This window comes from Methanosarcina sp. WH1 (genome assembly GCF_000970005.1).
GTDB lineage: Archaea > Halobacteriota > Methanosarcinia > Methanosarcinales > Methanosarcinaceae > Methanosarcina.
In genome coordinates, this window is record NZ_CP009504.1 from 837118 (window position 1) to 850629 (window position 13512).

Sequence of the window (13512 nt, forward strand, 5' to 3'; positions counted from 1 at the left end):
ATATATCAGCTCTTTTATGGTTAAATATTAATCACAATTTGTAGTACGTACAATAAATAAGACATTCTTTAAGAAGATTCCGAAAACAAACTGAAAGTTGTTTATTTGTTATTTAAGTCTGCTTTTTATTTTTTATAATTAGTGATCAATTTAAAAGAACATTGACTATTTTTTGAAACACAGGGGATAGTTAGAGTATTCCGAGTCCGTGTCCCATAAGAGGGATAACTCCGAAAGAAAATACATTTATAAAACCATGTATCAATGCAATGAAAGGAAGGCTTCTTGTTCTATAGAACAAATATCCAATTAAAAATCCTGTAAAGGATGCATATAATATTTCATATGGAGACCCCAAACCGGAGTTCATGAGCCCGAAAACCAGGCTTGAAAGAACCAGACCACCCCGTGACCCAAATATTCCCTCAAGTCTTGTCTGGAGGATTGACCTGAATAATAGTTCTTCAGTAATCCCTACAAAAAAGACCATTACAACTGTAAGCTTTAAGATATTTATGAAAGAAAGATCAGGAATAAGTGAGACTGTTTGCGTGATAAATGATTCACCCTGCCCCAATAAGAGGCCAATAATAATTGATACAGGAAGATAATACCATATTTTTTTGAAACTCAGCCCTAACTGTTCATATGTAAACTGTTGACGAATTGTAACGATGGCCAAAGGAATGATCATTGGTGCGTAAATGTACTCGAAGGATAGAAGAGAAGATTCAGGGAACATAGGCACTGAAAAATTAATAAGGCGGAAGATCGGAAGTAACAGGAAAACCTGGCAGATGTTTCGGATTTCCTGCTCTTTTATGAATATTGAGATAAGAGATAAAGCTACCAGTATACCTGTATACAACAAGAGAGCAATTTTAATTTCTCCAGAATAAATCAACGATTCGGGAAGAACAATTAGAAGAAGAAGAACACCTGCAAGGGCTTCTTTACTCTGATATTTTGAATTTTTCAGTTGTACTTCTGGATTTTCGGCAGATTTCCCGAAAATTGTGGTTTCTTTGCTGCAGTTTTTCATACTTAATTACTCCATATTCACTACGCCTTCGATATATCAATCGCAGAGATAAAGATCTCGATAAGGGATATTCGTCTTGCTTTCATTGTAAAGCAGGAACTCAAGTTTCATATTTTTCCCTCAGAAGGGGTAACAATAACTAGCTCTTCCCACGCCTCATTACGAACAAAGCTTACTGGTACCTGTTTTTCCGGAAGAGTAAGGGGCCTGTTTTGAAACCTTACTTCCATTGTGTAGTTTATAGGCCTGTACTCATGATTTACGACTCCTACTATTGGCTAGTATTATAAAGGACTCCTACTATTGGCTAGTATTATAAAGGATTTCTACTATTGGCTAGTATTATAAAGGATTTCTACTATTGGCTAGTATTATAAAGGATTTCTACTATTGGCCTAGTATTATAAAGGATTTCTACTATTGGCCTAGTATTATAAAGGATTTCTACTATTGGCCTAGTATTATAAAGGACTCCTACTATTGGCTAGTATTATAAAGATTATTATGAGCAACAGATCTAAAGAAAATTTTTCGATGTCCAAACATAAATCCTTCTAAAATATTATTATGTTCTGGAAATCTTACTAAGAGACATTCCTGAGCATACCTTATAAATATAATAGTTTATGGCATTCAATTCTAGTCCAATTTTTGTATAGTTACTTACAAACTTTTATTCCAACCTTTTTATAATCTATATAAATTGAGAAAATAACCTACTTTGATTAATAAAGCACTAATATTCCTTTTAATATATTTATTTTCTGAATATAATATTGACTTTCATTTATTTCTTAGTGAACTAAATTTTTCTAAATTCTTATCTTAAGACTCGAATTTTAGAATAAATCGAAGAAAATATGAGCATAATATATAAAGTATCATATTAAGATTACTAATATATTTAGTATGGAATATCATATTTTAACATTTATCTTTAATAAATAGTAAAATATGATGCCTCAGTTAAAATACATTTCAAATGAATTGATATTTATTCTTTCTGAAATAAAGTAATATCCAAAGTTACTTATATTTATAGGTTCTATCCACAAATCGATTTTATAAATAAGAAAATGTTTAGAAGAACTTAGAAGGTCTTGCTATTTTTTAGCAAGTGTATTATAATTCAGTGGTTGGAATTGGTTTTACTCTAAATTATAGACAGTTATTCCGAATTTATTTGCTTGAGTTAAATTTATTCGATTTCAGGCACATCTCAAGTAAAGCATCATATTTCAGTTGTGGGTGAATGGACATGTATGAGGAGGCTTTACCGGAGGTTGCAGTTATTCTTCCGGCGTTTAATCGAGAAGTTGAGATTGGAACAGTTGTGCTGATCGCCAAGCGCTATGCAAACCGGGTCATCGTTGTAAATAATGGTAGTTCAGATCAGTGTGCAGAAGTGGCCGAACTTGCAGGAGCCGAAGTAATTCAGGATTTTTTAAACACAAGTAAAAATTATTCTCTTAAAAAAGGCATAGAGGCTGCAAAAGGTGCCGATATCATTGTCACGATGGACATGGATATTTGCAGAGATCCAAAATTAATCCCAAAGATGATCGCGCCCATTACAGAAGGAAATTTCGACTTGACAGTAGGAACCTGCTTACACAAGCGTCAGAGAAATTCCGAAAATGTCCTTTTGATTAAAAATAAAAAGACAGAAGGTGAACCAGTGGGTTTTCTGGCCTTCTCAAAAGCCTGTCTTGAGGAACTTGAACTTTCCGATGTCTATCTTAATTCCATTCGTTCTATTATGACTACCTGTGAGAGAAATAAAATCAAGGCCCATCACATTGACCTGCAGGAAGAACACGAAAAGACCCTCTTTAAAGCCTACAAGATCGGAGTCGTGGTTCCCGCCTACAACGAAGCACTTTTAATCCAGGAAACAATTGACGGGATCCCTGATTACGTGGATAAGATCTATATAATAAATGACTGCAGTACCGATCGTACAGGAGAGATCATCGACCAGATGATCGACCCCAGAATAGTACCAATACATCATAAAGTTAATAAAGGTGTGGGTGCAGCAATCATAAACGGCTACAAAAGAGCCCTTTCAGATGAAATGGATCTGGTTGCGGTTATGGCTGGAGATAACCAGATGGATCCCGCTCATCTTCCCCGCCTCCTCTTTCCTATTATTGAAGGGAAAGCCGACTACACCAAGGGAAACCGTCTTCTCTCAAAGGACATGAGGAAAGGAATGAGCGCCTGGAGAGCCTTTGGCAATGGACTCCTTACCTTGATAACAAAAATAGGAAGTGGGTACTGGAATATTACAGACCCTCAAAACGGTTACACTGTAATTTCTCGAGAAGCACTTGAAGTGCTTGATCTGGATTCAGTATATACTTATTATGGTTACTGCAACGATCTCCTGATAAAACTCAACGCTTTTGGCCTGCAAACAATGGACGTATCAATGCCCGCACGTTATGGCAGAGAAACATCTACTATCAAGTACGGTGTCTACATCAGAAAAGTTGCCCCCATGATTTTCAAAGGCTTTTTATGGAGGCTGAAGATGAAATACATAATTCTTGACTTCCACCCTCTGGTTCTGTTTTATATTGCAAGTATGTTACTGGTGCCTATTGGGTTTTTATTTGGAGTATGGATCGTTCTGCAAAAGTTAGTCTTCCACGGGCCCGTTTCGGCAAATTACCCACTTCTGGATGTGTTTATTTCACTCATGGGTATGCAATTACTTCTCTTTGCGATGTTCTTTGATATGCAGGTGAATAAGGCAACAAATTGGAATTATCCGGGCTTAAACTAATTGTTGAGTTTGTGGAATGCTTGAGAGCTATTCAATAATAAGTGGTTAGAAATTTTTGTCAAGGAGCTATCTGAGTGAAGTAGATAATAAAGACGGAATCTTCTTGAAAGAACTGGAAAGTCTGCGAAAAAAATGGATGGAGGGTGTGATGCCAGATGATCGAGGATAAAAATGCTAATTTCATAGAGGGAGGCTTAATATCCTGCATATCTGCTCAAACTTTCATGGTGATCTCTGATGCTAGACTTTAAAAATCGCGATTTTACGAGTTATAAGTTCCTTCAGCTCTGTGAAGCAATATCCGGCACCTACCCAACGGTAACAATGGCCGAGTATATGGAGAAACAGCATCCTACCCGTTTTATATTGATGCGCCATGATGTTGACAGGATACCGGAACGTGCCCTGGGTATTGCCAGGATAGAACAAGAACTTGGCATAAGATCAACATATTATTTCAGGATGATAAAAAGCGTATTCAAATCTGAGATCATACGTCAGATAAAGGATATGGGTCATGAGATTGGCTATCACTACGAGACCTTGAGTGATGCAAACGGAGATTACGAAAAGGCACTGGATTTGTTTCGATCAAATCTGGAAAAAATAAGGGAGGTCTGTGAGGTAAAAACAGTCTGTATGCATGGAAGGCCCCTCTCAAAATATGATAACCGCGAACTCTGGAAGAATCATGATTTTAAGGATTTCGGAATAATTGGTGAGGCCTACCTCTCTGTAGGAGATGATCTCAACTACTTCTCTGATACTGGAAGAACATGGGGTTGTAAAAATAGTTTAAGAGATTGTATTCCCGGTAAAACTGAGCAAGTTTTTGCTGAAACGACTGATGAGCTTATCGAATTGATAGAAAGAAAGGAATTAAATAATTTATATATTCTAACACATCCAGAAAGATGGCCTACAAGCGCTCTTGGATGGGGTATATATTATTCTACAGATCTTTCGGTCAACTTTGGAAAGAAAATTCTAATGAAAAGCCGTGGAAAGAATCCGAAGATTCATATCAGGAGTAACAACACATTATCAGTTACAGTTGACATCGAAGACTGGTATCATATCCCATCTGTTTGTGGGTCGAGTTTCTCAACTTACAAAAATGTAAGCGAATTTTTTAAAAAATGGAATGAAAGATATGATTACTTGAGTGAACCGACAAAAAGAACATTGGATCTTCTGGATGAATTTAATATAACTGCAACTTTCTTTGTTGTTGCAGACGTTGCAGAGCATTACCCAGGCCTGATCGAATCCATCGCTGAGAGAGGGCATGAAATTGCATGTCATGGAGCAGATCATACATGCGTACTCGATCCAAAAACGAAGGAACCTCTTACGACCGTTGAAGAATTTGAGGCAACAACTAGAAAGGCAAAGAAACTGCTTGAAAAAATATCCGGGCAAGAAGTAGTTGGATACAGGGCACCAAATGCAGCAGTTACTGGATGGATGCTTGACTCACTTGAAAAAATTGGATTTATGTACGATTCTTCAGTATCTGTAAATTCGCTATATAACAAGTCTGATTCACTTCTGAAGGATGTTTCTTCTTCACCTTATCATCCAGCTCCAGGTAGCCTGGAACCCACCGAATACAGGGATTTTGTTGAGTTTCCATGGGCTTATTATGATATGGGAATTAAGATCCCTGCTTATGGCGGACCAACACTAAGATTTTTGGGTTCTCATTTGATATCCAAAGGGCTGAAGCAGAGTTTAAATAGAGGCCATACGGTTTTTTATTTTCATCCGATTGATATTTCTCATGAGAAATTTCCATCTGTTGGGAATCGGAGACCTTTATATTGGTGTGTAAAAGGAAAAATGGTTGAAAAAAAGCTTCGGTGTGTGTTTAATGGACTCAAAAACGTTAAGAAAGTACCTTTAAAAAATCAGGTAAATAATTATTATAATGTTGACTATTAAACGATAAAATAAATCTAATTACTAAAAAATAAAAAACGTGAGTAAAAATACCTCTATTATAAAATATTCAGTCTAGATTTTTCTACAAAATATTTTCAAACCACAACGATGAACAAAATTGCACACAAAAAGTTATTTATCTGGCGTATTTGAAAGGGCGCAAAAATATCTCACTCAGGTACAAATCCATTAAATTGAGGGGCGAATAATTGCATGATAGGTTCTACAAATCGCGACTTCAGTCTTGAGAAATTTAGCCAGCTTTGTTCTGCAGTAGCAGATAAGTACACATTTATTACCATGAGTGAATATGTGACTGCAGGCGATAAGCTTCCAGAGCGTTTTGTATTAATGCGTCATGATGTAGATAAATGGGCTAAAAATGCACTAAAAACCGCAAGTATAGAAGAAAAATTTGGAATAAAGGCAACCTACTACTTTAGAAACAATAAGAAAGCTTTTGTTCCTGATATCATACAAGATATTGAGAAAATGGGACATGAGGTAGGATATCACTATGAAGTTTTGAGCACTGCAAAGGGAAATTATGAAAAAGCTATCAAATTATTCGAGCGTGATGTGCAAAAATTCAGAAGCATCTGCAACCTCAAAACTGTCTGTATGCATGGAGCCGTGTTGTCAAAATATGACAACCGAGACCTCTGGAAATCATATAGTTTAAACGATTTCGGAATTCTTGGAGAGGCTTATTTATCTGCAGGAGAAAGTCTCAATTATTTCACTGATACAGGAAGGGGTTGGAACTCAAAAAACAACCTGAGAGATTTTATCCCCGGTAAAACTGAACAGTTCTCTGCTGAAACAACTGATGATCTAATTAAGTTGATTGAGAGCTGTGAAATCAGCAATTTCTATATCTCACTGCATCCTGATCGATGGAAGTCAAATATTCTAAATTGGAGTTTATTCTGGATAGAAGATTTCGTATTGAATTCAGGGAAAAAAGTTTTGATGGCTGTGAGATCGTGAAATTCATTGACGAAATGAAAAAACTGAATTCAAATGTAAAATTTTTGACTGCGGATGACAGGTTTCCAGAGAGATATTTTTCGGGAAAACTTGATATTATTTTCGTGGCTGGTTTCTTGGTATTTGCTATCAATCTAAATAGAGAAATAATGGAAAAATACCAATCATTACTCGAAGAGGGAGGGAAACTAGTTTCAGTTCACAATTTTGATTTAACATGAATCGTAAGAGGAAATAATTGTAGAAATCGTAAAATAGAAAAGTTAATATCGTCTTTTGAAAGTTTAGGATGCAATATTGAAAATATATCTATTTATATCAGATCTATTATTATAAAAATGTTACGTTCGTTTGTTTTTAACAGCTTTTCGACAAAACTGTGTATTTTAATATTGAAAATAACAAAATTACCCTGTTATTTAGTCTTTACTGTAAAAAGACATGGTCAAACCACAGGATCATTTATTTAATTCAGGGAAAAATAATTTTTATAACGGTTAGAAAATGAGAATATTCTTCAATATATTCCAATTCAGGGAAAAATAATTTTGATAATGGTGAGGAAATGAGAATACTTTTCAATATATGTCATCCTGCTCAAGTTCATTTATTTAAAAATGTAATTTGGAATCTAGAAAAAAAAGGGCATAAGTGCAAGATAACAGTAGTTGAGAAAGACGTTTCTTTGAATTTACTGGATGCTTATGGTTTCGAATACAAAATTGTTGGGACTGCTGAATCGGGATTACTTTCTAAGGCACTAGAACTTATAAGAATAGATTCAAATATATATAATGTCTCAAAATTATTTAAGCCAGACATTTTGGTAGGAGGTTCTGGAAATGCCTACTGTGCACATATTGGAAAAATGATTGGAAAACCCTCTGTTATTATAGAAGATTCGGAAAGGGGAAAAATTGAACATTTTGTGACAAACCCTTTTGCTACCGTTATTTGCACTCCCGCCTCATTCAAAAAAAAACTCGGGAAAAAACAAATTTTATTCGATGGCTACAAAGAATTAGCATATCTTCACCCCAATAACTTTTGTCCAAAACAGACAGTACTTGATGAACTTGGCCTAGACAAAGAAGCTACTCTCATTATTTTAAGGTTTGTTTCTTGGAATGCAGACCATGATATCGGCCACTACGGTGTAAAAAATAAAGTTGAACTTGTAAAAGAACTTGAAAAACACGGGCATGTGTTAATTACTTCCGAATGTGAACTGGATCCGGACTTGGAAAAGTACAAAATAAAGATTTCCCCTGATAAACTACACGATTTATTATTTTTTGCCAAAATACTTTTAGGGGACAGTCAGACAATGACAACTGAAGCTGCTATGTTAGGAGTGCCTGCAATACGTTGTAACTCATTTGTGGGAAACAATGACATGTCAAATTTCATAGAACTTGAGCAAAAATATAATCTTATTTTCAATTATAGAGACTCGAAAGAAGCTTTAAAAAAAGCAGTTGAAATAATAAATGAACCAAAACAGAAAGATAAATGGAATGAAAAAAGAGAGTATTTGTTGAGAGAAAAAATAGATGTTGCCGCATTCATGACATGGCTTATTGAAAATTATCCCGATAGCTTTAAAATAATGAAAGAAAACCCGAAAACTCAATACCGGTTTATATTTCCTAATGCGAGTTATTAATTCTCGGCATTATCTTATACTGTTGATGTAGAATAAATTTGTAAGAAGAAATTCATAGTTTTAAGGAGTCGCCACAAAACAATATTTGAATTTTCCAAATGAATTGTAAGAAGAAATTCATAGTTTTAAGGAGTCGTCACAAAACAATATTTGAATTTTCCAAATGAATAGTAAGAAGAAATTCATAGTTTTAAGGAGTCGCCACAAAACAATATTTGAATTTTCCAAATGAATATCTCGATTAAATGAATATCTCAATTTTTTTCAATCACGGTCATCAATCACAGTTACAAATAAGATAATTTATACAGTTTATTTCGTTGCGGGTACTAAGGGGTAGGTAGAATGAAAATTATTAGTATCATTGGTGCTAGGCCTCAGTTTATAAAAGCATCAGTTGTTTCAAAAGAGTTAAGGAAAAAGTATGAAGAAATTATAATTCATACAGGTCAACATTACGATTATGAAATGAACAAGATTTTTTTCGAAGAATTAAATATTCCAGAACCGGATTATTATTTGGATGTTGGTTCAGGTTCACATGGTTTTCAAACAGGAGAGATGCTGAAGAAAATAGAAGGTGTACTAATTGAAGAAAAGCCGGATCTTGTATTAACTTACGGCGATACAAATTCTACAATTGCTGGAGCTCTTGCTGCTTCAAAATTGCATATCAAATCTTCCCATGTAGAATCTGGGTTGAGAAGTTATGATAAGATGATGCCTGAAGAGATCAACAGAGTTCTAACAGATCATTGTTCAGATATACTGTTTTGTCCAACGGAAAAAGCTGTTATTAATTTAAAAAGGGAAGGAATAACAGATAATGTGTATCTTACAGGGGATGTAATGGCTGATTCTGTATTATATTATAGAGAGATAGCAGAAAATAAATCAAATATCTTAAACGAGCTTGGTTTGGAAGACAAGAACTATTTATTAACTACGATTCATAGACCTGGTAATACAGATCATGAAGAAAAGCTCAAAAGTATTGTTGAGGCATTTTCAGAGATAGATGACACAATTGTATTTCCAGTTCACCCAAGAACTGAAAAATATTTGAGAGAATACGGACTATTTGATAGATTAGATTCTTTTGTTAAGCTAACAAAACCATTGGGTTTTTTTAATTTCATAAAGCTATTAAATCATGCAAAAATCATACTTACAGATTCAGGTGGGATTCAAAAAGAAGCGTATATTTTAAAAGTTCCTTGTATTACATTAAGGGAAAATACAGAATGGGGTGAAACTGTTGAAGATGGTTGGAATATTCTTGTAGGATCCAGCAAAGAAAAAATTACTCAATGCGTTAATGAGTTCAATCCTTCAGTAAAGTCTCATAAAAATAGATTTGGTAATGGAGATGCGTCTAAGAAGATCTCTTCAATTATTGGAATGTCTCATAATGGGGAAAAACAATGAGCTCTAGTGAACTAACTTGGAACTCTATTGAATCTCTATACAATTGGGTGAAAAATGAAAACTTTTATGGCTGGGATCCCTATGACGCGTTAAATAGCAGACTAATTGAGAAAGTCTGTATGGGGTCGCGTTTACTGGAAATACTTGCTATTCAGTCCAATAAATATTCAGTAGTAAACCTAAGGCCTTTTTTTAATGTAAAAAAAGGTATTGATGTAAAAGGCATGTCGCTTTTTGCTCAAGCTTTTCCTAAGTTATACAGAATAACAAATGACGAAAAGTACAAAAAAGATGCAGTAGATGCTATTTTATTTTTAAAAGACAGATCACTCAAGAATATATACGGTTATGATTGTTGGGCAGGACATTACTACAAATACACTGGTGCGGGTAATGAGAAACTGTCATCTAATCTTGCAGATATAATTACCACATCCAATGTCATCAAAGCAACTGTCGATAATTATAGAATATTTAAAGAAGAAAGTTTTTGTGACATGGGGCGAAGTGCCTATAACTTTTTAGTAAACTGTTTATTAAGAAAAACCGAAAAAGAAGGTGATTATTACTTCAGTTATGAACCATCTTATGAAAGTCGAATCGTAATTAATGCTTCTGCAGAGGGTTTAAGTTCTATTTGTAAACTTATGTATTTATTTAAAGATAATAAGATGGAGCAGATTGCATACGATATATCACAGTTTTTAATAAAAAATCAAGAAGATGATGGGTCATGGATATACAGTAAATTTAATGGGAAAACACGTCAACAACTTGACTTTCATCAAGGCTTTATCCTGGATTCATTAAATGAGTATCTTCCATTTGCAAACAATGACAATCATAGAAGTAAAGTTATCAGTTGTCTTGAGAAAGGAGCGGAATTTTATCGAAGAAATCAGTTTTTATACGATGGAAGATGTCATTTCAGATATCCACGCTTGTACCCGATAGACATCCATAACCAAGCTCAAGGAATTATCACATTTAGTAAACTTAGCTCCTTAAACAAAGAATACCTGGATTTTGCCGGGAAGATAGCTAATTGGACTATCAAAAATATGCAAGACGGTTCCGGTTATTTTTATTACCATAATTATAATTTGTTTTCAAATAAAACTCCACATATGAGATGGGGACAGGCTTGGATGATGTTAGCACTATCTACTTATCTAGAAAAACTATATTGTGATCGGTATGATTAAAGTCTTAATGTGTGGGCCTCTTAATGTTTCCGGGGGCGTCTCTGTACATACAAAAAGTGTTACTCAACACTTATCTGATATGGGTATAAAAGTACACATGTACAATTTTTATGGTGAAAACTTAAAATACTCACCTGTAAATCATTTCTTTAAAGTTTATCGAAGGACTTTGGGATTACTTTTCAAAGCGATTAAGTTACGCAGTGAATACGATATAATACATGTTCAAGCATCTGGGGGTATTTTTAGTTTCATATCAGCAATTAGTGCATCTTTCGCATCAAAGATTTGCAGCAAAAAGCTGTGTGTAACACTACATTACCGAGCTTCCCCTAAATTTATAAAAAAGTACAAATCTCTATTCTCTTTTGTATTAAGTACTTCCTCTGTATTTTTTGTTGTTTCAAAAGAACAAAAAGAAATTATCAAACGTTTTCTCCCTTCTTTTAATAATGTAATGTTAATTCCAAATGGGATAGACCCTAAAAAATTTAAAGTGATGGATAAAACGGCATGTAGAATAACGCTTGGATTGCCACTTGATAAATTAATTGTACTTTCTGTTGGCAACTTGGTGGATGAAAAAGGTCATCAATACTTCATAAAAGCTGCTAGAGATATTGTTCAATCCCGAAAGGATATTCTTTGCATAATAATAGGCACAGGCAATTTAAGAAAAAAACTTGATAAACAAATAAAAGACGATGGATTAGAAGAAAATTTTAAGCTGGTAGGAGTTAAGCCACATAGCGAAATTCCGATCTGGATGAATGCATGTGATATTTTTGTGTTCCCTAGTCTTGTAGAAAGTTTTGGTACGGCTCAAATAGAAGCAATGGCTTGCGGAAAGCCTATTGTAGCTACTTATAATGGTGGAAGTGAAGGGATTATAATCTCTAGCGATTATGGATTGTTGTGTGAAACAGCAAATTCCAGCAAACTTGCAGAAAATATCTTGAAAGCCATCAATAAATCATGGAATAAAGAAGACATAGTCCGATACAGTAAGCAATTTAGCTGGGAAAATATCGCAAAGAAAACGATTTCTATATACAACCAAATATAAAGGAGTATCAAAACTGTGAATGTTTTACATGTTATGCCGTATATTCCTTCTCCTACAAGTGGAGCTCTTGTTCGGGATTACAATATTATTAAACAGCTTTCTAAAAAAGGAATTAAATCTCATCTCATTTGCAATATTTGTTCAAATAAATATATGAATGATATTAATTTACTTGAAGATCAATTAAATATAAAAATTCATCCATTAAAAACACCTTATTTTTCCGCATTGTATAAAATGAAAATTGTTATTTTCGATCGAATGTATCCAGAAGTTCATCGTTTCAATACAATAGATAACAGAAATTTTATCTCTTCTTTGCTCAGCAACAATGACTTTAATATTATCCATGCTCAACATTCAGTGGAAGCCGAGCCTACAATTCAGGCTGCATTAAATTCCAATTTTAATGGATGTAAGATTCTTACACTCCACAATGTAGATCACTTAAACTTCATAAGACAAACTGACCATCAGAAAAATCCATTAATGAAAATGGCACGTAAAAGAGTTTCACTAAGATTTAAAGAACATGAATTGGATATGATTCAAAAATTTGATCATCTTTTTGTTGTTTCAGATATAGACAAAAGTGTATTCATGGCTAATGGAATACCAGAAGATAAAATTGATATAATTCCTAATGGAGTTGATTGCAGTTCATTTAACATTAGCAAATTTCACGGTGAAGATAAATTAATTCATCCAAATATATTATTCATGGGAAAATTATCATATCAACCAAATATTATTGGTATTAAAAACTATTTGAAATATATACACCCATTAATAAAGAATAAAATTTCTAATATCAAATTATACATTATAGGAAAAGAATGTCCCGACTGGCTTATTAAATATTCAAGAACTGATGATTCAGTAGAGGTTATAGGGTTTGTAGAGGACGTTAAGCCATACATTTTTGGTTCAGATGTATGTATTGCCCCATTAACAAGTGGTTCAGGTACTCGTTTAAAAATACTTGAATATATGGCAATGAGCAAACCTGTAGTTTCTACTACAATTGGTGCTGAAGGTTTAGAGGTTGAAAATAATAAAAATATATTGATAGCAGATATATGGAATGAATTTGCGGATAGAATTATTGAAGTATTAAATGACAAAGAACTGGCAACCACTATAGGAAACAATAGTAGGAAACTTGTGGAAGATAAATATGATTGGAATAAAATAGCTGAAAAACAAGCGAATATTTATCGCAAACTAATTAATAAATATTAAATAAGTTTGAATACACGGATACACGTTTAAAAATTGTAAATTTTAACTCAAAAAAAGTTAATTTTAACACAAGTGATTTATTGATAATTGCGTTTATATCTAATAACCCACTTTCCGCAGTATTTTTCGTATATTCAT

General features: G+C 33.8%; 10 protein-coding genes. 9 read left to right on the plus strand and 1 reads right to left on the minus strand.

Annotated elements, in window-relative coordinates; genetic code table 11:
* Window positions 1-190: 190 nt before the first annotated feature.
* On the minus strand, window positions 191-1042 hold the full coding sequence (locus tag MSWH1_RS03815) for a CPBP family intramembrane glutamic endopeptidase (protein ID WP_048126235.1): 852 nt from the start codon (window positions 1040-1042) through the stop codon (window positions 191-193).
* A 1252-nt stretch (window positions 1043-2294) separates the two neighbouring features.
* On the opposite strand from MSWH1_RS03815, the gene MSWH1_RS03820 reads away from it, so the two are divergent.
* The 9 genes from MSWH1_RS03820 (at window position 2295) to MSWH1_RS03865 (ending at window position 13374) form a co-directional block, all read left to right on the plus strand.
* Window positions 2295-3833: a glycosyltransferase gene (locus MSWH1_RS03820; protein WP_048126237.1), complete on the plus strand. Its 1539-nt coding sequence runs from the start codon at window positions 2295-2297 to the stop codon at window positions 3831-3833.
* A gap of 237 nt (window positions 3834-4070) precedes the next feature.
* Window positions 4071-5777 carry a polysaccharide deacetylase family protein gene (locus tag MSWH1_RS17855; RefSeq protein WP_082088024.1) on the plus strand — a complete coding sequence of 569 codons (1707 nt, stop codon included), beginning with the start codon at window positions 4071-4073 and terminating at the stop codon, window positions 5775-5777.
* A gap of 213 nt (window positions 5778-5990) precedes the next feature.
* Complete coding sequence (locus MSWH1_RS03835; protein ID WP_048126239.1) at window positions 5991-6767, plus strand: hypothetical protein; 777 nt, start codon at window positions 5991-5993, stop codon at window positions 6765-6767.
* Entirely contained in the window at window positions 6764-6988 is a 225-nt protein-coding gene (locus tag MSWH1_RS17365) for a hypothetical protein (protein ID WP_052723124.1), read from the plus strand. Before MSWH1_RS03835 ends, MSWH1_RS17365 begins: the two co-directional genes overlap by 4 nt.
* A gap of 344 nt (window positions 6989-7332) precedes the next feature.
* Window positions 7333-8433 (plus strand): DUF354 domain-containing protein, encoded by a 1101-nt coding sequence (locus MSWH1_RS03845; RefSeq protein WP_048126242.1) that lies wholly within the window; start codon window positions 7333-7335, stop codon window positions 8431-8433.
* A 345-nt stretch (window positions 8434-8778) separates the two neighbouring features.
* Entirely contained in the window at window positions 8779-9861 is a 1083-nt protein-coding gene (gene wecB / locus MSWH1_RS03850; RefSeq protein ID WP_048126244.1) for a non-hydrolyzing UDP-N-acetylglucosamine 2-epimerase, read from the plus strand.
* On the plus strand, window positions 9858-11066 hold the full coding sequence (locus MSWH1_RS03855) for a hypothetical protein (protein WP_048126246.1): 1209 nt from the start codon (window positions 9858-9860) through the stop codon (window positions 11064-11066). Before wecB ends, MSWH1_RS03855 begins: the two co-directional genes overlap by 4 nt.
* Window positions 11059-12132: a glycosyltransferase gene (locus tag MSWH1_RS03860; protein WP_052722564.1), complete on the plus strand. Its 1074-nt coding sequence runs from the start codon at window positions 11059-11061 to the stop codon at window positions 12130-12132. Before MSWH1_RS03855 ends, MSWH1_RS03860 begins: the two co-directional genes overlap by 8 nt.
* A gap of 15 nt (window positions 12133-12147) precedes the next feature.
* Window positions 12148-13374: a glycosyltransferase family 4 protein gene (locus MSWH1_RS03865; RefSeq protein WP_048126247.1), complete on the plus strand. Its 1227-nt coding sequence runs from the start codon at window positions 12148-12150 to the stop codon at window positions 13372-13374.
* The last annotated feature ends 138 nt before the right edge of the window (window positions 13375-13512 follow it).